Below are 23,653 nucleotides of genomic sequence, written 5' to 3'. Positions count from 1 at the left end.
GATGCGGACATTCCGGCGCTGGGCCATAGGCGCGCCTCTCCTTTGGTGGTTCTGGCCGACCGTCTGGCTCATTCTGTCAGGGGGCACTCTCAATGGGCTGTGAATTATCGTCCGCCGCCAATTTGCCCGGCGAACCGCTGAACTGCTGCGCGAGATAGCGCTGCAACCCAAGCACGTCCTGCGCGATCACAGGTTCGGCAACGGCAACTTTCTTCAAAAGCTCCATCTGCTTGCCGACATTGGGCTGGCCACCGGAGGCCGCAGCCGCCTTCGCCATGCGGGTATAGCCGCTGGCCCACTTCACAAAGCGCGGGTTTGTCCAGAGTTTGGCGAGGGAGTAGGTGGTCGCCATTTGCCCGGCCAGAGCGGGGACGCCGCCGATCGTTGAGAAGCCAAGGCCTGTCAGGACTTGCCCCGCTGTGTTCGAGGTGTTCCGCAACGCGCTGACCTTCCCCAGCGATTCCAGCACACCAGTGAACTCGTCGAGGTTCTGGCGCAATTCCCCCTTGCCGAAGATAAGGTTCTTCGCAGCCGGGTCCATATCCTTGAACGTGCGCGCGAACACGCCGGGGTCAAAATCGCGACCAGATTTGTTGAGAGGCTGACCGGCGAGGCGGACAAGGGCGTTTTGCACTTGGCCCCATTCTTCAGCAGGGAGGGACTTACGGATGCTGGCGAGCAGAGAAAGGTCTGAGGATGAACGTCCCTCCTTCGCTATCGCCTGTAGTTTTGCAGCGGCGGACTCTGCCGACTTCTTGCCATCGTCGCCAAGTATTTTCGCCAGAGCGCCGTCGATCCGGTCTTGCCCCTGCTTGTAGAGGGTGTTGGCACGCTCGAACGCGCGCAGAGCGGCAGGACCTTGGGCTGCTGCCGTTGCCTTCATGTCCTCGGATAATGCGCCGTAAAGGCCGCGCAATTCGGATTTCAAGGTGCCGTCACTAAACCGCTGGTCGCCAATCTCCTCGCCGATGCGGGAGCGCAAATCCTTCAGGTCGGTCCATGAAAGCTGCCCACCTTCCTTCACTTGGCGCGTGATGGCGTTCCCGTTCGCATCCAGCAATCCTGTATCGACATTCTTGATCTTGCCCGCCAAGGCATCGAGATAGCCAGACAGGCGGGTGTTCTTCATCAGCGCGGCAAGCTTTTGATTGCTCGCAAACTGTGTGTTCAGATCTGTCAGTTTGGCGATAGTGTTGCCAAGGGATGATGAGGCATCAGGACTAATCGGGATAGCATCATAGACCTTCCCCGCCGTGCGCTCGAACTTGTCGATCCACTTCTTTGCGCCGCTCTGTAGCGCCTCACCCATGCCCGTGAAGCTGGTCGTCGGACCAAAGCTGCCCGCTACATCCTCGACCGCATTGCTGACCTGATCGGAAAGGACGTCACGGCTACCCTGCATGACCTGCGCCGATCCGGGCATGTTCGACAGCGTGTTGCCGACGATCGCCTTGCCACGCCCCATCGCCTCCAAGGGGAGATCGATCCCGTACCCTTGAGCCTTCTCGACCGCCTTTGCGGCAACAGACGGCGCGCGATTGGCTATCTTGTCGAGTAGCTTGCCGCCGAAATAGGAGCCGGTCCCCGCCGCCGTAGCACCAGTGCCGGCACCCACCAGGCGATTTTCATTCTCGCTGCCTGCGCCATAGGCTGCACCGAAACCCATGTCAGCGGCCAAGGTGCGCCCCGGCCCAGCGACCTTGCCGATCCCGGCCATGGACGTCATGCCGCCCGCCAGACTGCCTGCCAGCGTTTCGCCGGGATACGCCTCGCCAGCAGCGTCCTTCAGCAGTTGTGCGCGCCGCTGGGCTTCACCTGTGCCGGAAAGCACGTCGCCCACACTGTCACCGCCTGCAAGGCCCGCCATCTCGTCGGACAGGCCGAAAGCACCGACATCAGCCGCCGCGCCGACCAGAGCGCCGGGGGAGGAATTGGCAATCGATGACAGAACAGGCACCGGATCACGCTGGCCACCAAGGGGAACCGACACGCGGAACGGCGCACCGCCGCTATCGCGTGAAGCAAGCGCCTGATCCAGTTCAGGCCCATAGGCGGGGTATCCGTATTGCTTCGAAAGCGCATCGAAGTCCGCCCGCGTGGAACCGGGGGTGTCCACAAGCTGCTGCGCTTTGGCCGCAAAGGCATAATCCTCCGGTCGCGCCCATTCCTGCGCGCCAGTCGGGTCAAGCTGCGCATCGGGCAATTGTGGGTCGCCAGCGGCATAGGCCGATAGCGGGGTGGTGCGGTCAACGTCCTGCAATTCCTGAAACTGGCTGAAATCGTCAGCAGGCGGTTGCGTCTGTGCAGGAGTGACCGGCGCGGTTGTCGTCGCGCCTGTCCGCTCGAACGCGCGCGGCGCTTCGTCAACAGTCTGGAACTCATCCCACGGATTGCGGGCCATTAGCGAACCCTCCGAACGCCGTTCGGGTCAATGAATACGGTGCCGGGAGCCAGTTTGCGGGCCTCCTGTATAGAGCGCACCTTGACCGGAGCGCCGCTCGACTGCGCACCGCCCATTCCTCTTTGCTTGTAGGTGCGAAGGTCTTTGATGATGCGATCCAGCGACAGTCCAAACTGCTTTTCGCTCTGTTTCGTAGAAAGCGCACCGATCGCCGCCGTCAGCTTCTCGCCTTCCGCATTGGACAGCGCGCCCATGCCTTTCATGGACTGGACCATGGGCAAGAATACCTGCGCCTTCATGGCGTCAAGCTCTGCGCCGAAGTCGGCGGCATCGGTCCCCGGAACAACCCAACCGCCAAGGAACCCGCCCGTCAAACCCTTGACGCCGACAGCAGCGGAAAGGCCGGGATGCGTTTTCAGCCGCGTGGCCGTATCAATCGCCCGGTCGAAGGCATCGAGCGCGGATTGCGAATAAGCGCCATTCGCCTGCTGCCCACCTCCCTTGATCGCGGTCGGGATGCCGTTCGCCTGCATATACCATGACTGAGCGGGATCGAGGCCAGCAGCCTGAACCTCCTGCTGCGTCATCTGGCGCGCCTGATTGCCCGGCCCTTTCGGAACGCTGGCAACGGCTACAGCGCCGCCACCGCCCGTGTTGCCCGTCTCGAACTCGCGCATAGCCTGAGCCAGCGCCGGAACCTGCGCCTGAGTGATCTGGTCATTAGCGCCGATGCCGAGCTTGCGCGAGATATAGCCGATGTAATTTGACATGGACGCACCGCTATTCTCGCCAGCAGGGGCGTAGCGGTTTACGATCTTGGCAGGCGTGTCGAAGCCTTTGGCGACGTAGTTTTCCGCCAGCAACCGCTCTTGCGCAGCGGCACCCGCGCCGGGAGCGAACTTGGCAAACGTGCCATCGCTGCCGATATAACCGGGCTGGGCCTGCGCCCATGGGCCGTCCTTGATGTTGCCGGGATTGCCGTTGCGCTCGCCACGGGAACTGCCACCAGAAGAACCCCCGCCGACCGTTCCCGGCTCGAAACGAGTCTGGCCTTCCGAAAGCGTAAAGCCCGGCTCAGGATCGCGATAGTCCGTGACCCAATTGCCATTTTCGTCATAGTGGCCGATTGCGCGGCCCACAACCTGGCCCTTACGCGCGCCCTCATTGCCCGTCCCAAGTTGCTCGACCACCGACGCGAACTTGTCGGGTACAACCGAAGCCATAAACAGGCCCAGCTTGCCCTTAACGCTATTGACCGCCTTCGGGTCGCCAGACTTCAAAAGAGCAAGCTGCTCCTCATCATCCGCTGTATCCTGCCCCGCCTGTCGGTCTGCCGTGATTCGGCCTTCAAGCTGCTTGATAGCGGATGTCGTATCGCCCGCGTTCAGGGCCGACCAGATGCCCGCAGCCTGTCGCATTTCCGAACGTTGCTGCAAGTCGTCCATCTGGTCCCAACTTGCCTTGAGCGCGTCCTTGTATTGCGGGAACCGGGCAATGAGCGCAGAAATGCGCCGCTGGTCACCGCTTTCAAGAGCAGCCTGCACCTCGTCTGAATATTCCTGCTCTTGGCGCGTCGCGACCAGATCGTTTTGCATCTTCTGCCGGAACATCGCCGTTTGCGCCTGCGCCTGATCGACCTGCGCGCGGCCAAGCGAACGCTGGATTTCCTGATCCAGCAGGTTCGGGACAAGCTGCTGCGCCTGACCTAGAACGCCTGCATAGTTGTAAGGCTCGGCCATTAGAACTTGATCCCGCCCATGTTCAGTCCGTTGGGGAATATCTTGCTGAATATGTCGCCACCCAGCGCGCCAAGCGAACTAGCCATACCTGCGTTGATGCCCCCGGTCGTCAGCGCAGCCCCGGCGCGCGCCTGCCCTTGCTGCGTAAGCGCATTGCCCACCTGACCGGCCATGTTTGCCCCGAACTGCCCAAGCTGACCCGCCGAACCCATACCCATGTTCGCAATACCGCCAAGATTGGCGAGCTGGTTCTGGATCACGGTCGAAAGCGTATCAGCGCCGAAGTTGGCCAGCGAGTTCTGCATATTGCCGCCGCGCAAGCCACCAGTCGCCGCGCCATTGGCAAGGATGGCCTGTTCCCCGTTGCGGTACAGTGAGGAGTAGAGCGGGCTGGCCTTGAGGGCATCGATCGCGCCTTGCTGATCGACCGCACCGCCTGTCGTGCTGTTGAACGGGCTAAGGTTGCGACCCTCTGCCTGTCCATAATTCTGGTAGTGCCATTGGGCATAGTCATCCAGCGTCGGGAACCGGGTCTTGTCCACCTTGCCGCTGTTATAGTCCGCAAGCATCTGCGGATCGGACGCGGCGTAAGCGCCCCAATCGGTCGTCGTGTTGACCGGCGTCGAGATGCCCAGCAGGGAATTGATCTGGTCCAGCGCGCTGGTTCCGGCCCCAAGATAAGGCGCGAAATTCTGCTGCGTGGTGTCGAACTGGCGGCGCTGCTCATCAATGGCCATCTGCGCGGCCTTGACCTGCGCGTCCGCCGCCTTGGAGGCGGCCTTTTTCTGCGCATTCCCGCCGATGATCGACGTAACGCTGCCGATGATTGACCCGAACAAACCCATATATTCTATCCCGCGCGTTTACGGAACAGTGGGCGAAAGCGGCTCCACGCCGCCATTAAGGCTTTACGTCAGGTTGCCGTTAGCCTGGAGGAGGGTGAGGAGAGACGACAGAGCCGCGCCCATATCATCCACAGCATCGGCCAATGCCTGCACTTCCGCCTGCGTCGGCGGGTTGCTGATTGTCGGCGCGGTGTAGGGGGTGAATGACGGGGCAGCGCCAGCGGGCGTTGCTGATATGATGCCGGTGCTGTTGTCGTACGTGATTCCCGCGCCATCGGCCAGGGCATTGCGTGCCCTTGCTGTCGTGAAGAACAGTTTGGAGCCTTCTGTCACATTGCTGCTGTTGAGCGCATAAGCCTGGGCAAGGGTAATACGCCCCTTTTCGTTCACTGCCAGGCGCACTAGATGCGAGGCGTCGCCATAGTTGGCTGCGGTCACCCCGGTATCCGACAGCCCGAATGTCAGATTGCCGCCTGCGCCGCCATCGGTAAGCTGCACCTCGCCATCGGACGTGACAACGCGCTCATTGCCAAAGCTATCGGACAGGCCCAGCGTCAGGACGCTCACATTCTCGATCGCGGTAACGACATCGGCCAGGTCAGCGCTGTTCAGCCCCAGATTTTCGAAGGCGCGGATAGATTCCGGGTTCTTCAGGAACTCGCCAAGCAGCTTGCGATTGAGCGAGACGGGTCGTGTATCGACCATCAAGCACCAAGCGGCTGTATCGCCGCGTCAAGGCGCGCGAAAACCTGCTGCCCATCGTCGGCTTCCCGAAAGCGCAGGCCGATCCACTGGTTGAAACGCACATTGGGCCGCCATTGCATTCGGATGGCCTTATCGCCCGCCCGCCCGGCTGAAATCACGCGCTCCTGCGACCAGCTTACGCCGTCGATCGTCCATGACATGAAGATGCGAGGCTCGGAGCCAATCGGCGCGCGTCCCGGCAGTCCGGTCAGTTCAATCGCGTTGATGATCCCGCGACCGGCTTCATTGTAGATCAGGGCGGTATCAATGCGCCTGCCCGCTATGTCACCGAAGTGGCGGCTTACGGAACGGTCGATATACCCGATATTGCCGTCAGCATCGCCCACGATGAACTTGCCATAGGCATAGACGCCATTGCGCCCGCGATAGGCCTCATCAGCCGCCTCACCAGATGCAAAGATAGCCCACACGCGGTCCTGCGTCTTTTGCGAAGCTGTCGCGTAATAGACCAGCGTCTTGTCGGGAAGATGGACCATGAACCGTTGCTCGTCCGCGTCCACGCGCGCCTCGCATATGATCGCCGCCGCCTGCGCGCTCGTCAGCCTGGCGAGTTCGTCATCCACAAAACGGTCGGAGATTTTGGACGCGTCGCCGCTGCCCGCGAGATAGACGCCCAAGGCCTCGCCCCTGGCGCTACCCACGAAGGCGAAGGTTTGAAGAAACGCAGCCTTTGCATGGGTTCCTACTGCTCCATAGGGGATCAAGGCACCGGAATTGCGAACGAACGGGAATCCGGTAGAACCTGCGTTGGCGAAGTTCTCGATCGTATATCGGTTGAGCGCATAGACCTCACCACGCACCTTGATCAGGCCAAGGACAGGGTCAGGGTCTTCTTCCGATGAGCCATATTTCAGCGGATCGATGGCAGACGGGTTATTAAGCTCCGTCACGATCAGATATTCGCCATCGGTCATCATGAAATAACCGTCGATCCATATCCCATCCAGCGCAACGCCGAGGTCAGGGTCAGTCACTTGCGAAAGGGTGGACCCGTCCCAGTAATAGAGCCGCCCGCCTGAGCCGATCGCGAGACGGTCAAAGGAATAGTCGAACCAGCATTGCCCGCCTGAGCCAACATCGCCAAGCACCGCTGTCCCACCGCCAAGTCCGACCGTGACGAGCTTGGTGCCGACAACGCGATAGCATGTGCCGTTCCAGTTGATGCCGCCGCGATCCGGCCCTTCCAGCGTCGCCATACCCACAATGCCGGGTGCTGGCCGCAGATAGCCAGACGACAGCCCCGTTTCCATGATGACGGGCTCGCGATTGACGGGCGGACTTTGCACGAAGTCAGCCACATTACTCGCGTAGATGCCCTTGAGGATCGCAATCTTCATGAAGTCTTGCCAACCGGCATGAAGGGCGAACCATAAGCCCAGCGGCGGTTTCCTGCCCCGGCGATGGTGCTGCGGCTCCATCCCTGTTCGGGTCGCTTGGCGCACAGGGCGGATATGGCGGACATGGCCTTATTGAGGCGCGCGCGGGATTCGCCGCTCATCTGCTTCCCCATCGCTGGAGCAATCGCCATGGCCAGACTGATCGCCGTGCCTTCAACCGCCGCGTCGGGGATGCCGGAAACATCGTCCAGATCGCCATCACCGAACTGGAGCGGTGCGTTGTAGCTCAAATCCCTGGATGAGACCTTCCACCGCGCCATCAGGGCGTCGAGCTTGCGCAGGCCAGAGAATAGCTCTTCCGGCGTGACGTTGTACTCGTAGCCCGCCAGAGAGCACTCTTCATACGCCATCTCGACAATCTGGCGCTTCGTGCTGGTCGATGGCAGCGTGTCGTCAGATGGCGTCGGCGTGACAGGGGGCAGGGTGATCGTCATTGCGCAGCCTTTGCTTTGATTTTGGCGATGACCTTGACCGTCGCCCCAACAGCCGCGGAAGCGGTCAGCACGCGAAGCTGCGCATAGACGTTGGTCGCATCGGTCCCCGACACCCAGAGGAAACCCGATGACCAATCGCCAACATTCGTGTCACGCGACAGGGTCAGCGCAACCGATTTCACATTGGGCGTAAAAACCATGCCGTGCGGGAAGATGATATTTTTTACCCCGGTGCTGTCGATCGCAACCGTCTGCTCAAACTCCCCGGAAGTGCGCAGCCCGCTCACATCGGTGATAAGTGTCCCGGTGCCAGCGTCACTAAGGGCAGTCGTGTTGCCGGTGTTGGACCCGCCAATGAATCGAGTGTCCGCTGCCCCGGCCATGATGTCATAGCCGGTCGTATTGGACCGCACGTCCACGGCGATGAACTCGTTTTCGTTGGTGTTCACGCCCTCGATGCGGATGCCGTCGCCAGTGCCTGAACGAATGGTGCCGGTCGTGAAGCAGCAAGTGCTGGCCCCGGCTGCCGTCCCATTGGTCAGAACAATACCGTCCTTGTCAGAGATGAAATTGAAATTGCTGACCTTGCAGTCCGGCGCGGAAACCCGGCACATTTGGCTAAAGCCGCGCGCGTTTACCTCAGTGACAATGGTATTGCGTGCGGATATTCTGAGGCCGTAGCCGCTCGCGCCGTTCGATCCCACGAGTTTAACGCCGCGCCCGCTGGTCGGATAGGGCGGAGCAATCGCGTCCGTGCTGTTGCCATCGACCTGGATGCGCAGGCCGACCAGATCACCTTCGGCGGCGAAGCTATCGGCGGTCAGGTTCTCGAAAAAGACGCCCGAACGGAAATCGAAGGCTGTTTCAGCAAGCGACAGGACCGTTGCAAGCCCCGGATTGCGCGCCGTGATGCCTGAAAACACGTTGCCATAGCCGTCGCTGTCATCGTTCTTCCAGTCGATGCCATCCGCGCCGGTATTCTCGATGAGTATGCGTTCGAAATGGCAGTTCTTGATGCCGGTGCGCTGACCCCCAATACCATAATATTGGATGTCATGGATGTAGAGATCGCGGCCAGTGATGCGTTCGCAGTTGGACGAAACCGCCAGAGCCGCCCAATGATCATCTGGATCGGAGGGCAGGGTCTGGTTTGCCCGGTTGCCGTCAATTTCCAGATCGCTCACGCCACAATCGGAAACGGTCACTACGCTCGTGACGCGCTGCCCGAACTGGATGACATGGCAGTCGGCACCATCAACCAGGCGCAACTTGGTGGCGGTCTTACCTGCCCCCTTGAGCATGACATCATCGACGCCAAAATAGATGGCGCGGTAGTTATCCCATGAAGCCGCAGCGGGGTTCGTGTTGGTGATGTCCAACGTGCCACCCGGCAGATGGACCGTCCCGCCGCCTGCGCCGCCCACATAGGCAATCGCGGTGTTGATAAGCGCCGTATCCGCCAGCGTCCCGTTGCCAACAAAGCCGAAATGCCCCGCATAGATAGGAAACGCTGGCACCCAGCCCGGAAGGTCGGGGATCGCTGTCGCGCCGCTCTGGCGGATGTAATTGAGGCCCGCCGCCTTGACGGTCTGGCCGTTCGCGTTGACCGACGACATGAGCGAGAGAGCCGCCACGAAAGCCGCCCGCGTCGGATAGCCGAACGACCATGTGGCCGAATTATAAATATCTTCCGTCTGCGCGCTGAGTTCCGTGCCTTCAAAGCTGAACTTGAGGGTATAGCGCCCCTCCTCGATCCAGAACTCATAGCGCCCGTTTACATCGGTCGTGACGACTGAGACCGTATCGCCGTTCGCGTCGTAAAGCTGTTGCTCCGTATCGCCCACATAGGCCTGCACGCGGACGCCAGCATAGGCTATGCGTCCACCAGACTGGACCGCGTTGTAAAGGATCGTGTCTATTTTCGGAGCAAGTGCCATGACGCGACGTTAGCCATGGCTCTTGGCGGCAAGCGATTAAGGCTTTTTGCGCAGGGCAGCCCGGTTAGTTGCCAGTTCCGGGCGTGATGTAGAGCGTGCCGTCCGCCGCGCTGGCGATGACGCTGAACCGCTTGTATCCCATGCCCACGCCTACGCGGATTTGCGCGCCTGGAGGTACAGGGAAGCCGCCCAGCGTGCCGGGAACCGGGACGACAGCCGCGCTACCGCCTGCCCCGGATGCGGTGACAGTGTCGCAGCGGAAAAAGGCCGTTGCGCTCGTGCTGCTGTTGTAGAGGACAACCGTATCGCTTTCCTGCGGCAGGTCAGCCGCCGCGCTTGCGGAAGTGGCGTTGGCGATGGCGATGGTCGCTTTGGTCGCGGCCTGGAACGGACGGATCATGCTGTTTTCTCCCTGCGGCGACGCGGCAACGAGCCGCCCGGTCTGCCGTCCATGTCATGGTCTAAAGGATGCGGAGGGGCAGGGCTTTCGCGCCACCCCTCCGCCTTGGCGTCCGCTTCTTCCATCGCGTCGGCCACGATAAGGGTATCCACATCATGCGCGTCCCAGACCCGGCACTGCTGGCCGTCCCGATAGAGCATGAGCGGATAGCGCATCAGAGCTTGCTCACCGCTGACACGTCATTGGTATAATCAGGGCCACCTGCTTGCGGCAGTTCCTTGCGGACGTCCTTGATCTTCAGCCGGTCCATCATCAGCTTGACGAAATCCGTCCGATTCTTGCCGTTGCGCTCCAGAATGAGAAGCTTGGCAATGACCTCCTCGGCTAGTGGTTCGTCCTTCTTCGGATCGATCGCTGACTTCAGCCCGTCCAGCCCCAGGTCAGTCAGATGCTCGACCTGATTGGTGCCATCGACATTGACGTGACTAAACCGGCCATGCTCAGGCTCATCACCCTTAAGCATGTCGATGTCCTGCGTGTTTGCGCTTTCACGGACACGATCAAGGACGCCCTCCTTGCGGGCATCCTGAATTTCTTCAGTCGATGGAACCTGATCGTCCTGCTTCTTCGTAACCATATCGTCTCTCCTTGAAGGTGGGCGGCTCCCCCGAACCGCCCGGAAATCCCCCAAGTTCAGATCAGGCCTGGCCGAACATGATGTTGCCCGTCATCTGCGGCTGAATGTTCGCCGTGCCAAAGTCGATGTCCCAGCGCATCTTGACCGACAGGTCGTTGATGTTGCCCTGCCGCGCATAGGTGATGCCGATGCCCAGCGACGTGGTGGCACGCATGACGTTCCAGCCATCTTCAGGATCGACCGCGAAGGAGCCGGGGATCAGCAGGATCGCGCCGCGCACGAAGAACGGGTTCTGTTCTGCCGTGGTGGTGTTGAGCCATGTGATCGCAGCGCCGTTCGCAGGGGTGGCGGTGACGTTCTGCAATTCCTTGCCGGCGATGGTCGATCCGCCGTTCGAGATGATCGGGGGCCAGAGGGTGACCACGCCAGCAGAGGGCTTGCCGATGACGCGGAACGTCTGAAGCTGGCCGGTATCCTGCTTGGTGATCATGTTGACGCTGTTGACGCCTGCGATCGTGAAGGCGTCGCCCACCTTGACGTTCGCATAGGTCGTTGCCGAGATGGTGAGATTCTGCGAACGGTTGTCCACATTCTCGGTCTCGCCCGTCGCGCCGGTGCTGGTCGCTTTCGGCTCCCAATACTGGCCAGCGCCGTTCACCGTGGTAGAGCCGCCCGTCGCCGCCGCCAGCGTCTTGGCCGTGTCGTTCTTGAACGTGTCGAAGCCGCTGATCGGGCCGACATAGCCCTTTTCGTAGGCGGTGGACGTCTTGGTCAGGCCGGACGTCTGAGGCTTGGCGAGGGCGGACGCCATCGAGTTATAGGCCGAAGCTGCCAGGAAGAGCGAACGATCGTTGTTCGTGACACCGATGCGCGAGAAAGTGGTGTCGGCAACGGCCACATCGTCAAAGCCGGTCGGTGCCGTGGTGCGCTTGATGAACACCGAACCCAGCGCCGCCGTATCGAACAGGGCGCTGTTGATGTCCGACGACAGCTTCTGCTTGGCTGCGTCAGCATACTGGCGAAGCGCCCATTCGTTACGCAGGTTCTTGGACGACAGCGTTTTCGGGCTGGACTTGTGGAAGCCCACAGTCACCGGCACACTCGTCTCGGTCAGCCCGTCGAAGTTGCTGGTCTGGTCGAAACCGTCATAGCTCGATCCGATCATGGGGACCGGCAGCCAGACCTTATCGCCATAACGCATCATGTCCTGCGCGCCGGGCGGGGTGAATTTCGTCACCTCCTTGGCGATCACAAGGCTGTCCTCGAAACCCTCGATCATCTCATCGAAAATGATCTTTTCTTCACGCGAAAAATTGGTCGCCATGGGTAAAATCCATCTATGGGCCGTGCCGTCATCGCGACGGGGAAGGCAGTTTGATTACTTCGCCTGAGCTTTCAGCTTCGCCTTGTAGCGGATCAGTTCGCTCCGATCCCCTGTCTGGTCCGCCTTCTTCTCAAGCCGCTCAAGTTCCTTGTCCTTGCCCTGAGCCACAGGCGCGCCACCGCGTGCGATGCGTTCAGGTTCAGGCGGTCCACCGCGTTTCGTCACAGACAATTTTCCTTCCAGCTTCGAAACGGCGACGGCCAGCTTGATCGGGTCAGTAATCTTGGAGATTTCGGCCAACTTCGCCGGGTGCTTGCCCAGCGCATAGACGACCATCGCGGAGTTCGAGGCTGCCTTGACAATCACCGCCTGCTGCACCTGTGATAGTGAGGCTAGGGCGACTTCCTCGGCTTCCTGCACGTCCTTGAACTTGAGCGCGGCCTTCTTTTCGTGATGGCCTTGCAGTTCGGCGGACCATGCTTCCGCTGCCTGTTTCTGGGCTTGTTCGGCAGTCCGCGCCTGCTCTTCGGCCTGAGCCTTGCGAGCTTTCCACTGATCGAGATTGGCTTCGTAAGCCTCCTCGTCATAATCGCAGCCAGCAAGCGTCGGCTTTTCGCCTACCTCGATTGGCTGCGGGACGGGGGCCGACTTGCGGAGGGTTTCAACCTCCTTCGCCTTCTCTCGCAGTTGTGCGCGGAGATGCTTCACCAACCCGGTTTCGGCTTCTCCAGAGGCTGGCGCTGCCTCACCCTCGAACGAAACAAACTCATCCTCATCTTCCGGCGCTTCATCGCCTTCCGTTTCGGCCTGCCTTTCCTGTTCCTCCTCGTCCCCCTGTTCGGTTTCGAGTTCTTCGGTCAGGTCGAGCGTGTCGTCGTCCAAGTCTGCCATTTACCACCCATTCACTCACCTGTTGCGGCCAGGCGGTTGCCGATGGGTGCGAAATTACGGGCGCGCGGGCATGAGGCGCTATTAAGGCTTTCAGGCGGCGTCAGCGGGGAGATCGCGGCCCAATGCGATCCGGGGGCGATCTCCCGCACTGCGAGAAGCTAGATCACCTCCCCTCGGTTCAGCGTCATTCGCATTTGCCGCCTCCATGCCCACCAGTTGGGTCTCTCGCACCGTCTGCCCCGTTTGCGCGGCTTTCTGCGCCGCACTGGCCAGCGTCTCGACAGCCTTGGCCCCTGAAAGCTTGGTGTCGGCCATGGCCTTCTGTGCCTGCGCGCCCTTCAATGCAGCCGATGCTTCAAACTCTTGCGCCTGCGCCATAAGCGCGGCTTGCGTGGCGTCGGGCTGCTGGTTCTGCGCAGCCTCTTCCATCTGGCGCTGTTCTTCCTCGTTCGGTTCCTCGACGCCCATGGCGACCAGGCGCTTGCGAGCATAGCGCTGCATCGATGTCATGCCCTCGCCATCCTGGTTCATCACAGCGGTCAGGGTCGCGACAGTGGCAAGCTCCGCGTCACCAGCGGCCTGCGCCACAGTCGCAGTGTTCAGGCAGGATTTGACCGTCTTGTCGCGGCGCGTGGCCGTTGCCTCAGTGACGGAACCGACAACCTTGTATTTGCCGCGCGCGATGTCGTTCCTGATGCGGAAAACGCCATTCTTGTCGGTAAACTGTTCATGCAGGATGGCAACGCCATCGCCGCCTTCCTCGTCCATCGTCTCGACTTCGCGGCCCGGCTCGTAATAGACCTCGCGCGCCATGCCGAGATAGATTTCAGCCTCGCATTCGACTGACCGGCGCATATTGTCGATATAGATACCCGACTTCGCATCGATCCGCGTGGCGGCGATGTCCATGGCTTCGGCACTGGTGTTCGCCTTGACCTGATCAACATCCTGATCATCTTCGGTCAGGTCGCCAGACGCGATCTGGAGCAGCGCCGCCGTCACAGGGGCCAAAGTGGGCGGATTGACGCGATCGACCGCGCCGGTCTGGATAACCTGCCCCGTGGACTCGTCGATCAGCGGGTTGACCAGCAAATAGGGCGAGCGATTGATGTTTGCCTCTTCCCACATTGTTTCATGGCCCGCGATCTGGTCGGGCGTGAAAATGGGCGTTTCGTTCGGACTGAGGCTGTCCGTCTCCGCCAGCTTGGAAACCTTGGCGTTGTAAATGCGCTGGGCATCCATACGCTTGGACACATGGCCGCGAAACCGCTCCATATTGTCCACAAACGACCGCTTGCCATAGACCGGCACGACCGGGATACGATCCCCCGCGATCGGGCCATGCTCTACCAGCACCTCCGCGCCCGACAGGGTGTATTTCATGATCCGGCAGCGCTTGCGGCGGCGGCTCTTTACCGTCCACCCTTGCGCCTTGCGATCGGCCAGTTCGTCGTCGTCAATCTCGCTCGACCAGAAGCGCTCTTCATCATCCAGTAGGGGATGCGTCAGGACGTACAGCGTCTCGTCCTTGTCCTGCTTTTCGTAATATTCCGCCACGATGACCATATCGGGCTGAAACCAGCAATATTGCAGGGTCAGGCGGTTTTCAGGCCAATCCGTCGCGCAGCCTTCGCCATACTCCTCCTCGAACGCTTCACGGCTGTAGGCGGTCAGGACGAAGCCGAAACGGGCATCGCGCTTGTCGTAGCGCTTGGCGTTGATGTCGAAGAATACCCGCTGGTCAGCATCAGCAATGAGCATCGCCGGGTTGATGCGCTGGGCATCGCTGTCCTTGTCGTACGGGTCCTCATACTCGTTTGTCAGGCGGTACGCACCGAACCCGCCGACAACAGCCTCTTCGAACGCATTGTCGCGCGCTTCCTGGGCCTTGAAGAAATGATCATCGGCCCGGTGGATGCCATCGAGCGTATCGGCGGTGTCCTGATCGCTTTCACCGCCAGCAGGGCGGAAGTCGGGGACGATGCGGTTCTCGCGATAGTCGATGACGATCTTGTCAACGCCGCGCGATACCTTGTCGATCTCAACCTTGATGCTGTTCTCGAACTGCTCCCCCCATGGCCCTTCCCACATAGCGCCGGGAATGGCGATGAAGCGACGGGACAGCAGGGATTCGGCCCGCATTTCCATCTGCGGAACAGCGGTTGCGTCAAAGCGCTTGAGGGCGCGTTCATGCACCTTGCGCAGCCGTTCGCTATTCTCGGCGGCCTTGTCCTGTTCAAGCGCGGTGTCGTGTTCCATGCGCGGACGGTAGGCACAGCGGGGAGGGGGAGGCGATTAAGGCTTTTCTAGCGACGGTTGAACGCCGTGCGCTTGACCGGGGTTGTGGTTGGCTTTGGCGGGGGTTTCATTGCGGCCGCCCGCCTGACGCCCTCGCACGCATATCTAAGCGAGTCGATCAGGTGATTATCCTTGTCCGCCAGCTTTGGTAGAACGGCCCCGGTCAGGTCGTCTACCTCGTAGCTATAGAGGGTCAGTTCGTCCGCAAGATGCACACAGCGCGGATGCACGATGATGTCGAAGGACTGGAGAAACGCAATACCCTCCTCGACCGATCGCGCCCCCTTGATGGCGGGCTGTATCTTCGGAAAGCCATGGCGGCGAAGATAGCTAATCGTCTCAGGTCGCGACGTGTCCGCAACCATGGGCCAGCGCTCTGCTTCGGGTATCGCCATAAACAGGTCGGGCAGCTGGTCTATCTCGCAGCCGATGCGGTACGCCTCGTAATCGACATAAAGGTTCCGGCCTTCGATCCAGCAACGCAGCGCGCAGGAAGGATCGACGCTGAAGCCGAAGTCAGCACCGCCCCTGAATATCACGCCATTGGGCGGCTCGCATTCCTCCACGCGCCAGTTGCGGAATACACGCGCCTCACTGTTGCGCTGATACTCGCCCAGCCAGATATGCGCGAACTTATCGGGATCGCGACTGCGGTCATATTCCAGTTCTTCACGCAGCACATCAGGCAGCCATGGATTGTCGCGATAGTTGGCTTGGACCACAATCGCATTTGGCGGGGGCTGTTCGCCTCGCAGCAGCACGTCGATCGGGTCAGTAGGCAGCGAAGGATTCCATGTGAATAGCAATTCGCTACCGGGCTTTCGGATTGTCGGACGCAACAGGTCGAGCGAGCGCTGCGAACATGACTGCGCCTCCTCGAACCATGCGATGTCAAACCCCTCCAGCGACTTGATCGTATCAGCGGTATGGTTCGCCATGCCAGTGAATATGATCAACCCTCCATGGGGGGCCTTGATCAAAGCCTGTTGCACTTCGAACATATGCCCAACGCCCAAGGCTTCAATCTTGTTTTCGATCAGCTTTTTGACCGACTGCGCCAAGGACTTTTGCACCTCGCGAATGCAGACCACGTTGGTCTTTTCAAGGAGGCAGCGTTCTACGACATATTCGGCCATTGCATGCGACTTACCGCTGCCACGCCCACCATGCACACCCTTGTAACGCGCGGCAGGCAGTAGAGGAACGAACCAGCGCGGCGTCTCGATCGTAAGCTCACCCTTCGCTAGCATTGACCACTCGCCGGGTTATAGTCGTGATGACATGCTCGCCATTCTCTCCGGGGCCAGCAACAGTCATGGGAAGTACCTTGCCAACAAGACCCATAAAGGCGACGGGGTTTTCTTCCGCCTGCCTTTCTAGGTAATCAGCGCCGCCCTTGCGATCAAGCGCTTCAAGGATCATCTCCTTGACTTGCCCCGTCAATTTGTTCGGCGTTCCCTTCTTGCGACCGCCTGTCTTATGGCCGGCTGCCATCATCTACATCCTTCTACTTCAGATGGATCGCCAATCTCCCCATCATAAAAAAACCTACCCACAAAAGCTATTCCACGCCTGCGCCTCTGCCGCTTGATGTCCCGAAGCATCGTCTGACATGACGAATAGGGACGGCCTGTCCGGTCCGCATATTCTTTGAGGCCACCGCGCTTGCGGGCCGCGATCAGCAATTCCCGGCGATCGTCCATCGTCCAGCGCTTGTAAACGCCACACGGACCCTCACGACGGATCGCCTTCTCCAACTCGGCGCTTTCGTCATCGGTCAGGGCGCGTTGCCGTCCTATCTCCTGATAGCGCTTGATGATGGAGGTTGCGTCCATCCTCAATCCCCCTGCTGGTGTGTGGTTGGCGATTTAAGCCTCGTAGAGCGAAATCTATGGACTAATGGCTGTCCTATGCCGCTCACGCCCAAAATCGCGCTCAGTGGGCTCCCTGCTGCCAAATTCGGCATGTCCATCACCACCTCCCAACCGTTTCAAAATACCCCAGTCCCCAATCCAGCCTCACCCCAACTCCCGCGCCTTGACCCCAGCCTGTGCGCGGGTGGGGCGGGTGGTGAGGAGGTAGATGATGTAGTCGGTAAGCATTACAGCGAGCCTATGCGGCAGGTGCGATAGTCGAACTGGACCCGCACTGATGAGACTTCGCCGGGCAGGCCCATGCGGACCTTGACGACGGCCAGATCGGCCTCGTTCACTTCCCGGTCAGGGCGATGATAGACCAGCCCGTAATCAGCCTTGTTTGCCCAATGTGCGCTGTCCGAAATGTCGTAGAGGCTCGGCAGTGCATTCGTGCCCTTGATAGGCTTCGTGGGATGCGCCACGATCCAGAACGAAACATTATACTGTCGGATGAATGCTTTGATCCGACGCAGGGCGCGCCCGATATACTCGGTGACCGTCTCATCACGCCCGCGCTTATGCTCAATCTCATTCCACGGATCGAGGATCACAACCTTGCAGCCGTCGCGAATGACCGCGATGCGGGCCGTGTCGAGGAAGCTGTCGATCGAAAATTCCAGATCCTCATCGAGTGAATTCGATATGACCTTCACCATGCGGTTGACGTGGGCATAGGCCTCGCGTCGCTGCGGGTGATTGTAGAACTCAGCCGGAGCGCATCCGATCAGCGCCTTGGTAATACCATCCAGCAAGATAGGCCGCGTCTGCGTCTCGAAGCTGGCAATGCAGACTGGCACGTCATGGGCGGCGCAATGGGCGATCATCGTGTTCAGGACCGTGGATTTGCCCATGTTGCTGTAGCCGGTGAAAACGGTGAGCGTGCCAAGCACAATCTCCAGCTTGCCTGTCAGCGCGTCGATGCCCGTCTCCATGCCCTTGACCGGCGGCTGATCGGGGAAGTCGAAAAAATCATGCAGTCCTTGAACGGGGAACGGTTTCGCTGCCTCGATCAGCTTGACGACAGCCTGCCACCCATGCGCCAGAAAGACCTCATTCAAGTCCTTCGAGCCTTCTGGATATTCGAGAAAGCGGCAGCGCTCGGGGCCAAGGATCGCGGCCAGATCGTGCGCCAGAACTTGCCCTGGCCCGTCGCCATCGGTCGCCAGGATGAACTCCTTGACACCCTCCAGATCAGCCTTGCTTTCCCACAGGAACCGATAACGGTTGCTGTTCACCGGGTCGTCGATCCGCTCTGCCGGTGCGCCGTTCGGCACAGAAACAACGGAATGATAGCCGCATTCCATTGCAATCAGCGCGTCAAATTCGCCCTCGGTGATGATAACCGATGCGCCCTTCACCACTTGCGGGGAGCGCAGGCATTCGGCGTTCCACAGGCAGAGCGTGCCGCCCTTGTCCATCTGGTGCTGTTTTTCGGAAGTCAGCCGATACTTGCGGTTCACCAGCCGCCCGTCGAGCCGATACGGGAACACAAGCCAATTGCCGCGATCGTCCTTGCGCGTCGTCAGGCCTGCCGCTTCCGCCGTATCGGATTGGATGCCGCGTTTCGCGAGCCATTCCTTGTGCCGTTCGTGCAGGGCCGGTGCCGCCCTTGAATCCGCAGTTGAAGCAGTTCCAGACATATCCGTCATCGGTCAAACTCACTGAAAGGCATGGGTCTTTTTTGTTGCGGCGGGTGTGGGAGCATTCTGGGCAAAGCTGCTTCCCGGCTTTTTGCGGTTGCCAGCTCATATCGGGATTCTCGGTTGGGGATTGCCCGCGCTCTTGCGGAATATGCCTTCGATGAACGCCACCGGATCGACCGCGCGCTCAGCCTGCGCCGCACTGATCGCTGCAATGACGGCAGGCTTTTTGTGTTGGGCTACCCACTTGCCAATCAGGCTCGCCTTGGACGGACCCAAGTAGGATTTGGCGCTGTCCCAAAACAGCTTGTCAGGATCAACCGCAGCCGTTTCGTTAGAAACGGAAGTATCTCTCTGTCCCTGTCCCTGTCCCTTGGGAGGCTCAAGGACTCCTTTAGGGACCGCTGGAGCATCCTTTAGGGACTGCTCTTGCTCATCCTCTTGCGATCCCCAACGCTTTGCATTGCCCTTCTTAGAGCGAGCGCGGTAGGACTGCTTCTTGGTCCATGCCTCATTGGCTTTTTCGCAAACAACTGAATGATATAGCCGCCCGTCATCACACTTCACGAAGCCGCGCAGAGCCATGGCGCGGACCTTCTTCCACTTGCTGCCCGCGCCTGACAGATGGGCCAGAACGCGGTCATCGTCTGGCAGGCTGCCAGCAGGAATTTGCAGCCACGACTTGCACCACAATGCCATCGCCGCTTTGAATTCATCGCCGGTCGCGAGCGCAAACAGATCGCTATCGAGCAAACGGGTCGCGTCGAGGGGCATGAAGGCGAAGTCGCGAAGGTCGCAATCGGACGGCGTAAGGGGCGCGGTCATGCCATCCACTCCTCTACCAGCTTGTCCCTTTTGGAACGGTTACAAGGGCGGCACGATGTTGTCAGATTGCCTAGGTCGCTGCTGCCACCACGGGCCACAGGCACGACATGATCGCATTCCAACTGGACGCCGTGCGCGCCGCAATAGGTGCAAGTATAATCGTCGCGAGCGAACACTTCCGCGCGTATGACCGCCCATTCGTGCGCAAGCGGGCGGTGGAAAGGCCCGGCAACGAAAGGTGAAAATGCCGTTTCCTCGCCAGCCATCGCAGCCAAAAGTGCGGCCTTGAATTCTTCACCGGCAAGCCTCTGGACCTTCGGGTCGTCCAAAACTTCGGCATACATGCGGAACCACTGGCTCATGCCGTCTCCAATCCATAAGCTTCGATCAGCAGGCGGCATTCGTCGCGGGTTATCAGGTCGCCCATGCGAGCGGTCATGATCATTTCCTTGCGACGTGCGGCGGTGCCACAATCGTTGATGAGGTTCTGGAACGACGCCATTTGAGCGGCTCGTTCGAGTATGCCGGGGAAGTAATCTGCGATCGGGCGGGCCATCAGATTGGCTCCACTTCGATGATGACGCGGCCCAATTTCTCTGGCGCGCAAAACTCATAGCTAGGTAGAAACCGGCTATCATTTACGCCCAGGGCATCAGCTACCCCGTCGAAATAGGGCTTGAGCCGGTTCGGGAAATTGACCCGATCGCCGCGCTTATTGGCGGGGATGAGGCGGACATGGATGCGAATATCACCTTCATCAGGCACGGAGGGAGCGGCGGCTAGAGTAGCCTTCCACGCCCACTCCCGATGCTCCTTGGTCGCCTTGATCTTGGCCCAATTGCCATTCCCCTTGGCATGGCCAGCCAAGATTGACGCAGGGAAAGGAAGCTCGATCATCGCGCGAACCTCCCACCCTCATCCCGCGCCACCGGAAACCGCGCCTTGGCAGCCTCCCGCAACGGCGCAGCCCAACGGCGGTGCATCAGGTCGAACCAGTGCGGGTTGAGCGCTTGGTGGCGGCGCAGGGTGAGTTCGCCATTCACAACGCCGCCTCCCAATCCTGCATCCGGCGCATAGCCCGCTCCATGGCGCGGCTTTCCGCATCGGTTAGCGCGCGGGTGCGCGACAGGGCGTCGAACTGGTCGAACTCGATCTTGGCGCGCAGGAACAGGATCGAGGGCGGCAGGCACGAGCGCCGCGCCTTCCGCCCGGCCTCGTCCACCGCTGATTGCGTGGTGGGGGAGGGCGTCATGCGACGATGCCTGCGAATAACCCAGGAGCATCACGGTCCATCGCTTCCAAATTGCGGACAGCCTGCGCGAAATAGGAAGGCTTCAATTCGATGCCGATGCCTTTGCGCCCCATCTTTGCGGCGCAATATACCTCGCTACCGATTCCGAGAAACGGCGTCAGAACTGTATCACCTGGGTTGCTCCAAAGATCGATGCACCGCTCGATCACGTCGAGTTGCAGCGGCGATATATGCTGTTCGTCTTTCTCATCGCGACCGCCGCGATATTGCAATGTGCGAGTTTGGTTGATGTCCATCCAAACCGGCGAAGCATAGCGCTGCCATACCTCGATCGAATACCAGTTCCGGCCATCGGTAGGCGTTGTGAACTTCGAACGGTCAGGCTCATCAGTGCCGGAATAGCGATCGAAGCATCCCGAAATAGGCTTTGCATTTTCGCCCGGCTTGCGGAATGTAACGATGTAGTCAGCCAACCCTTGGCCGCTGATAGTGCTGTCCTTGACGATCTGCTTATGCAAGAGGCGGATGGATTTAGTGCGCTGTTGAGCGACAACCGGGTCTTTCCAAATACAGACTTCGCTATGGAAAATCCAACCGGCATCCTCATATGCGCGGATCACCTCGCCCCGGAAATCACGCATACCGATATTGCCGTGCCGAATTTTCGACATGGGAAGTTGCATCACATGAACGCTGTGCAAGCGGCCCGGCTTGGTGACGCGATGCAGTTCCGAAATCAGGAAGGTATAATGCTCCCAAAACGCCGGGCCATCATTGTTGGATATGTCGCGGTCAGAATTGCTGAATTTATACAGCCCCTCGAACGGCGGCGAATGGATACCGAAATCGATACTGTCACCGGGTATGGCGCGTATGATCTCGCAACTATCCCCTTGGTAGATGGCATAATCTTTGGTTATGACCTGATCGACGGCATTGATCGTCATGCGGCGCACTCCAGGAAAGATGGGAGGATGACCGGCTGTTGCGGGTCGTAATTCGGCTTTTCGCGAACACTGCCTTTGATTGCCTTGCTCGAAAGGTCGGCCATGTGCATGACCATCGCGGCGGCCATGCGGTCAGCATCCATTTCCTTGCGGCGGATATTGGCGACGGTTGCGCCCTCAGTCTCTGCTGCGATGATGTGGCAATTTACCGGCTTGGCCTGACCGAAACGCCAAAAGCGTCGGATGGCCTGATAAAACTGCTCAAAACTGTCATTGAGGCCGACAAATCCGGTGTCGGCACAATGCTGCCAGTTCATACCAAACCCACAGATCGATGGCTTGGTAACAAGGACGCGAATGTCACCCTCTGAAAAGGCAATCAGTTTGCGCTCTTTTTCTTCCGGGCTGTCCGATCCACGCACTTCAACTGCATCGGGTATAGTTTTGGCGATTGCTTCGCTTTCGCTGTTGAGATTGCACCACCATACAAAGGGACGATCGCGCGGCGTAACTTCGACCGCCATGGCGACACGCTGCTTAACCGTATCCCGGCGCGCGGCGATCCTTTCGGCCAGGGTCGCGGCCTGCATTGGAAAGAGCATCCCTGTTTCCATCGACGGTGCGTATTCGACGCCCACGATGTGCTGATGGTAATGCAGCGGCGGCAGATCATATCCCGCGTTCGGGTATCCCAGGTCAGACGGTTTGCGTAGCATGACTGCCCACGATGCCATCCAGCGCCAGAATTCGTTTTCGGCATGGCCCTTCAATCGCCAGTTTTGCGTCGATCCCCCGTCATGAACAAAGAAGGTAGCAAGCATGTCTGTGTAAGACATGACGCCCAAAAACTCGGCATGATTGCCTAATTCCATGAAGTCGTTTGGCGCGGGTGTTGCTGTCGCGGCTAGACGAAATGGGATAGACTGCGACGCAGAAATCAGCCGATTACGATAATGGCCATCGGTCGATTTAAGGATGCTGCTCTCATCAAGGATGATCGCGCCGAATTTTGACAGGTCGAAATGATCCAACTTCTGATAGTTAGTGATGCAAATACCTTCGCCATCACCCATGTGCGCCGGGATGCCAAACTTCTCAGCTTCACGGACCATTTGAGCCGACACCGCGAGCGGTGCGAGGTGAAGGACCGGCTTGCCAGTATGGCGGGTCACAGCCTGCGCCCATGCCAACTCCATCAGGCTCTTACCCAGCCCTGTGCCAGCGAACAGCGCAGAACGGCCACGACGCAACGCCCACTGAACTATGTCCCGCTGGTGCGGAAATAGGCACCCCGGCAGTTCGGCGATGGCCTGCATACCAGTGCATGGATCATCAATCGCCTTGCTGGCGAGAAAATCGGAATAATCGCGCTTCACGCTGCCACCGCCACAAGCTCAACAGCCTTGCCAGTCAGACGCGCATGTTCCTTCGGCCCGATCTCGCGGCCTGCCTCGCTATCGGGATGGTGCGCCTCGCCCTTAGCCGCGAGAAAATCGCGTGCAGCCTTCTCGACCTCATCATGGTCGATGCCTTCGGGAACGCGAACGATCTGGAAGCCATCAGGCATCAGCAGCGAGATCAATTCGGACGGAAGCGCGCCGGTTTCCAGCAGTCGGAACAGCGACGCGACTGACATCGTTGCGGGCTGCTTGTCGGGATCGGCCGGGAAATAGGAAAGCACCGTCGAAGGCGAATCCCATCCGCCATCATACTGCACTTGCTTTACCGTGATGCGGCGTTCGTCCATCTGGCGTCGGATCAGCGCTTGCCGATCGCGCACGATCTTGTCGTAGTCAGGCATGATCCTGAATGGCCTTTCCGTTAGCTGTTGCAGCATGAACACGATCATCAAAAGTCACGGGCGCACTGGAGAGGGGATCAGCGCGCCCGTGTTCGCCGGGCGCGGCGAAGGGGGAAATTTCGTTGTAGAAAGCGAACATCACTCACCCCTCCCAACAAGCGCGCAGCCACAAGCCGACGATCACGCCGACAGGGATGCTGAGGA

27 protein-coding genes are annotated in these 23,653 nt (G+C 59.8%); all 27 read right to left on the bottom strand.

The features are described 5' to 3' along the window. Window positions 1-76 precede the first annotated feature (76 nt). Window positions 77-2,401, bottom strand: coding sequence for a hypothetical protein (locus CJD35_RS13705; RefSeq protein ID WP_095687153.1), 2,325 nt, complete (start codon window positions 2,399-2,401; stop codon window positions 77-79). After that, window positions 2,401-4,140: a hypothetical protein gene (locus tag CJD35_RS13700; protein ID WP_095687152.1), complete on the bottom strand. Its 1,740-nt coding sequence runs from the start codon at window positions 4,138-4,140 to the stop codon at window positions 2,401-2,403. The genes CJD35_RS13705 and CJD35_RS13700 overlap by 1 nt, the downstream gene beginning before the upstream one ends. Continuing rightward, window positions 4,140-4,985 carry a hypothetical protein gene (locus CJD35_RS13695; protein WP_095687151.1) on the bottom strand — a complete coding sequence of 282 codons (846 nt, stop codon included), beginning with the start codon at window positions 4,983-4,985 and terminating at the stop codon, window positions 4,140-4,142. The genes CJD35_RS13700 and CJD35_RS13695 overlap by 1 nt, the downstream gene beginning before the upstream one ends. A 63-nt stretch (window positions 4,986-5,048) precedes the next feature. After that, a complete protein-coding gene (locus CJD35_RS13690) occupies window positions 5,049-5,690 on the bottom strand; it encodes a hypothetical protein (RefSeq protein ID WP_095687150.1) in 642 nt (213 codons plus the stop codon). After that, entirely contained in the window at window positions 5,690-7,087 is a 1,398-nt protein-coding gene (locus CJD35_RS13685) for a packaged DNA stabilization protein (RefSeq protein WP_157742327.1), read from the bottom strand. The genes CJD35_RS13690 and CJD35_RS13685 overlap by 1 nt, the downstream gene beginning before the upstream one ends. Next, window positions 7,084-7,581, bottom strand: a complete 498-nt coding sequence (locus tag CJD35_RS13680) for a packaged DNA stabilization gp4 family protein (RefSeq protein ID WP_095687148.1) — start codon at window positions 7,579-7,581, stop codon at window positions 7,084-7,086. The genes CJD35_RS13685 and CJD35_RS13680 overlap by 4 nt, the downstream gene beginning before the upstream one ends. After that, complete coding sequence (locus CJD35_RS13675; RefSeq protein WP_095687147.1) at window positions 7,578-9,518, bottom strand: hypothetical protein; 1,941 nt, start codon at window positions 9,516-9,518, stop codon at window positions 7,578-7,580. Before CJD35_RS13675 ends, CJD35_RS13680 begins: the two co-directional genes overlap by 4 nt. A gap of 64 nt (window positions 9,519-9,582) precedes the next feature. Continuing rightward, window positions 9,583-9,918 carry a hypothetical protein gene (locus tag CJD35_RS13670; protein ID WP_095687146.1) on the bottom strand — a complete coding sequence of 112 codons (336 nt, stop codon included), beginning with the start codon at window positions 9,916-9,918 and terminating at the stop codon, window positions 9,583-9,585. Next, complete coding sequence (locus CJD35_RS13665) at window positions 9,915-10,133, bottom strand: hypothetical protein (RefSeq protein WP_095687145.1); 219 nt, start codon at window positions 10,131-10,133, stop codon at window positions 9,915-9,917. Before CJD35_RS13665 ends, CJD35_RS13670 begins: the two co-directional genes overlap by 4 nt. Further along, on the bottom strand, window positions 10,133-10,555 hold the full coding sequence (locus CJD35_RS13660; RefSeq protein ID WP_095687144.1) for a hypothetical protein: 423 nt from the start codon (window positions 10,553-10,555) through the stop codon (window positions 10,133-10,135). The genes CJD35_RS13665 and CJD35_RS13660 overlap by 1 nt, the downstream gene beginning before the upstream one ends. 61 nt (window positions 10,556-10,616) lie before the next feature. Continuing rightward, the gene (locus CJD35_RS13655) at window positions 10,617-11,879 is read right to left on the bottom strand and encodes a P22 phage major capsid protein family protein (RefSeq protein WP_095687143.1); all 1,263 of its coding nucleotides are present in this window, start codon (window positions 11,877-11,879) and stop codon (window positions 10,617-10,619) included. 54 nt (window positions 11,880-11,933) lie between these two features. Next, on the bottom strand, window positions 11,934-12,770 hold the full coding sequence (locus CJD35_RS13650; RefSeq protein WP_095687142.1) for a hypothetical protein: 837 nt from the start codon (window positions 12,768-12,770) through the stop codon (window positions 11,934-11,936). A 90-nt stretch (window positions 12,771-12,860) separates the two neighbouring features. After that, window positions 12,861-15,029, bottom strand: coding sequence for a portal protein (locus CJD35_RS13645; protein ID WP_095687141.1), 2,169 nt, complete (start codon window positions 15,027-15,029; stop codon window positions 12,861-12,863). 47 nt (window positions 15,030-15,076) lie between these two features. Beyond that, on the bottom strand, window positions 15,077-16,318 hold the full coding sequence (locus CJD35_RS13640) for a PBSX family phage terminase large subunit (protein ID WP_095687140.1): 1,242 nt from the start codon (window positions 16,316-16,318) through the stop codon (window positions 15,077-15,079). Continuing rightward, entirely contained in the window at window positions 16,302-16,565 is a 264-nt protein-coding gene (locus tag CJD35_RS13635; RefSeq protein ID WP_095687139.1) for a hypothetical protein, read from the bottom strand. The genes CJD35_RS13640 and CJD35_RS13635 overlap by 17 nt, the downstream gene beginning before the upstream one ends. Then, window positions 16,562-16,903 carry a hypothetical protein gene (locus tag CJD35_RS13630; RefSeq protein WP_095687138.1) on the bottom strand — a complete coding sequence of 114 codons (342 nt, stop codon included), beginning with the start codon at window positions 16,901-16,903 and terminating at the stop codon, window positions 16,562-16,564. The genes CJD35_RS13635 and CJD35_RS13630 overlap by 4 nt, the downstream gene beginning before the upstream one ends. Window positions 16,904-17,169: 266 nt before the next feature. Then, the gene (locus tag CJD35_RS13625; RefSeq protein ID WP_095687137.1) at window positions 17,170-18,633 is read right to left on the bottom strand and encodes a toprim domain-containing protein; all 1,464 of its coding nucleotides are present in this window, start codon (window positions 18,631-18,633) and stop codon (window positions 17,170-17,172) included. A 96-nt stretch (window positions 18,634-18,729) separates the two neighbouring features. Further along, window positions 18,730-19,449 carry a DUF1376 domain-containing protein gene (locus tag CJD35_RS13620; RefSeq protein ID WP_095687136.1) on the bottom strand — a complete coding sequence of 240 codons (720 nt, stop codon included), beginning with the start codon at window positions 19,447-19,449 and terminating at the stop codon, window positions 18,730-18,732. Then, the gene (locus tag CJD35_RS22475; RefSeq protein ID WP_157742326.1) at window positions 19,446-19,811 is read right to left on the bottom strand and encodes an HNH endonuclease; all 366 of its coding nucleotides are present in this window, start codon (window positions 19,809-19,811) and stop codon (window positions 19,446-19,448) included. The genes CJD35_RS13620 and CJD35_RS22475 overlap by 4 nt, the downstream gene beginning before the upstream one ends. After that, window positions 19,808-20,005 carry a hypothetical protein gene (locus tag CJD35_RS22470; protein ID WP_157742325.1) on the bottom strand — a complete coding sequence of 66 codons (198 nt, stop codon included), beginning with the start codon at window positions 20,003-20,005 and terminating at the stop codon, window positions 19,808-19,810. The genes CJD35_RS22475 and CJD35_RS22470 overlap by 4 nt, the downstream gene beginning before the upstream one ends. Beyond that, a complete protein-coding gene (locus CJD35_RS13610) occupies window positions 20,005-20,346 on the bottom strand; it encodes a hypothetical protein (protein ID WP_095687134.1) in 342 nt (113 codons plus the stop codon). The genes CJD35_RS22470 and CJD35_RS13610 overlap by 1 nt, the downstream gene beginning before the upstream one ends. Beyond that, a complete protein-coding gene (locus CJD35_RS22465) occupies window positions 20,343-20,492 on the bottom strand; it encodes a hypothetical protein (RefSeq protein ID WP_157742324.1) in 150 nt (49 codons plus the stop codon). Before CJD35_RS22465 ends, CJD35_RS13610 begins: the two co-directional genes overlap by 4 nt. Then, complete coding sequence (locus CJD35_RS13605) at window positions 20,489-20,701, bottom strand: hypothetical protein (protein ID WP_095687133.1); 213 nt, start codon at window positions 20,699-20,701, stop codon at window positions 20,489-20,491. Before CJD35_RS13605 ends, CJD35_RS22465 begins: the two co-directional genes overlap by 4 nt. Next, the gene (locus CJD35_RS13600) at window positions 20,698-21,648 is read right to left on the bottom strand and encodes a DNA-methyltransferase (protein ID WP_095687132.1); all 951 of its coding nucleotides are present in this window, start codon (window positions 21,646-21,648) and stop codon (window positions 20,698-20,700) included. The genes CJD35_RS13605 and CJD35_RS13600 overlap by 4 nt, the downstream gene beginning before the upstream one ends. After that, entirely contained in the window at window positions 21,645-23,024 is a 1,380-nt protein-coding gene (locus tag CJD35_RS13595; protein ID WP_216628943.1) for a DEAD/DEAH box helicase, read from the bottom strand. The genes CJD35_RS13600 and CJD35_RS13595 overlap by 4 nt, the downstream gene beginning before the upstream one ends. Next, window positions 23,021-23,449, bottom strand: coding sequence for a hypothetical protein (locus tag CJD35_RS13590; RefSeq protein ID WP_095687215.1), 429 nt, complete (start codon window positions 23,447-23,449; stop codon window positions 23,021-23,023). The genes CJD35_RS13595 and CJD35_RS13590 overlap by 4 nt, the downstream gene beginning before the upstream one ends. Then, window positions 23,442-23,588: a hypothetical protein gene (locus tag CJD35_RS22460; protein ID WP_157742323.1), complete on the bottom strand. Its 147-nt coding sequence runs from the start codon at window positions 23,586-23,588 to the stop codon at window positions 23,442-23,444. The genes CJD35_RS13590 and CJD35_RS22460 overlap by 8 nt, the downstream gene beginning before the upstream one ends. Window positions 23,589-23,653: the final 65 nt, after the last annotated feature.

The organism is Sphingobium xenophagum (genome assembly GCF_002288285.1).
Lineage (GTDB): Bacteria > Pseudomonadota > Alphaproteobacteria > Sphingomonadales > Sphingomonadaceae > Sphingobium > Sphingobium xenophagum.
Note: the sequence above shows the minus strand (reverse complement) of the source record. Positions and strands in the feature narration are given on the sequence as shown.

What these genes read in the sequence shown, in the direction of transcription:
- CJD35_RS13705 (WP_095687153.1), bottom strand. Translation starts at nt 2,401, where the DNA reads ATGGCCCGCAATCCGTGGGATGAGTTCCAGACTGTTGACGAAGCGCCG.
- CJD35_RS13700 (WP_095687152.1), bottom strand. Translation starts at nt 4,140, where the DNA reads ATGGCCGAGCCTTACAACTATGCAGGCGTTCTAGGTCAGGCGCAGCAG.
- CJD35_RS13695 (WP_095687151.1), bottom strand. Translation starts at nt 4,985, where the DNA reads ATGGGTTTGTTCGGGTCAATCATCGGCAGCGTTACGTCGATCATCGGC.
- CJD35_RS13690 (WP_095687150.1), bottom strand. Translation starts at nt 5,690, where the DNA reads ATGGTCGATACACGACCCGTCTCGCTCAATCGCAAGCTGCTTGGCGAG.
- CJD35_RS13685 (WP_157742327.1), bottom strand. Translation starts at nt 7,087, where the DNA reads ATGAAGATTGCGATCCTCAAGGGCATCTACGCGAGTAATGTGGCTGAC.
- CJD35_RS13680 (WP_095687148.1), bottom strand. Translation starts at nt 7,581, where the DNA reads ATGACGATCACCCTGCCCCCTGTCACGCCGACGCCATCTGACGACACG.
- CJD35_RS13675 (WP_095687147.1), bottom strand. Translation starts at nt 9,518, where the DNA reads ATGGCACTTGCTCCGAAAATAGACACGATCCTTTACAACGCGGTCCAG.
- CJD35_RS13670 (WP_095687146.1), bottom strand. Translation starts at nt 9,918, where the DNA reads ATGATCCGTCCGTTCCAGGCCGCGACCAAAGCGACCATCGCCATCGCC.
- CJD35_RS13665 (WP_095687145.1), bottom strand. Translation starts at nt 10,133, where the DNA reads ATGCGCTATCCGCTCATGCTCTATCGGGACGGCCAGCAGTGCCGGGTC.
- CJD35_RS13660 (WP_095687144.1), bottom strand. Translation starts at nt 10,555, where the DNA reads ATGGTTACGAAGAAGCAGGACGATCAGGTTCCATCGACTGAAGAAATT.
- CJD35_RS13655 (WP_095687143.1), bottom strand. Translation starts at nt 11,879, where the DNA reads ATGGCGACCAATTTTTCGCGTGAAGAAAAGATCATTTTCGATGAGATG.
- CJD35_RS13650 (WP_095687142.1), bottom strand. Translation starts at nt 12,770, where the DNA reads ATGGCAGACTTGGACGACGACACGCTCGACCTGACCGAAGAACTCGAA.
- CJD35_RS13645 (WP_095687141.1), bottom strand. Translation starts at nt 15,029, where the DNA reads ATGGAACACGACACCGCGCTTGAACAGGACAAGGCCGCCGAGAATAGC.
- CJD35_RS13640 (WP_095687140.1), bottom strand. Translation starts at nt 16,318, where the DNA reads ATGCTAGCGAAGGGTGAGCTTACGATCGAGACGCCGCGCTGGTTCGTT.
- CJD35_RS13635 (WP_095687139.1), bottom strand. Translation starts at nt 16,565, where the DNA reads ATGATGGCAGCCGGCCATAAGACAGGCGGTCGCAAGAAGGGAACGCCG.
- CJD35_RS13630 (WP_095687138.1), bottom strand. Translation starts at nt 16,903, where the DNA reads ATGGACGCAACCTCCATCATCAAGCGCTATCAGGAGATAGGACGGCAA.
- CJD35_RS13625 (WP_095687137.1), bottom strand. Translation starts at nt 18,633, where the DNA reads ATGACGGATATGTCTGGAACTGCTTCAACTGCGGATTCAAGGGCGGCA.
- CJD35_RS13620 (WP_095687136.1), bottom strand. Translation starts at nt 19,449, where the DNA reads ATGACCGCGCCCCTTACGCCGTCCGATTGCGACCTTCGCGACTTCGCC.
- CJD35_RS22475 (WP_157742326.1), bottom strand. Translation starts at nt 19,811, where the DNA reads ATGAGCCAGTGGTTCCGCATGTATGCCGAAGTTTTGGACGACCCGAAG.
- CJD35_RS22470 (WP_157742325.1), bottom strand. Translation starts at nt 20,005, where the DNA reads ATGGCCCGCCCGATCGCAGATTACTTCCCCGGCATACTCGAACGAGCC.
- CJD35_RS13610 (WP_095687134.1), bottom strand. Translation starts at nt 20,346, where the DNA reads ATGATCGAGCTTCCTTTCCCTGCGTCAATCTTGGCTGGCCATGCCAAG.
- CJD35_RS13605 (WP_095687133.1), bottom strand. Translation starts at nt 20,701, where the DNA reads ATGACGCCCTCCCCCACCACGCAATCAGCGGTGGACGAGGCCGGGCGG.
- CJD35_RS13600 (WP_095687132.1), bottom strand. Translation starts at nt 21,648, where the DNA reads ATGACGATCAATGCCGTCGATCAGGTCATAACCAAAGATTATGCCATC.
- CJD35_RS13590 (WP_095687215.1), bottom strand. Translation starts at nt 23,449, where the DNA reads ATGCCTGACTACGACAAGATCGTGCGCGATCGGCAAGCGCTGATCCGA.
- CJD35_RS22460 (WP_157742323.1), bottom strand. Translation starts at nt 23,588, where the DNA reads ATGTTCGCTTTCTACAACGAAATTTCCCCCTTCGCCGCGCCCGGCGAA.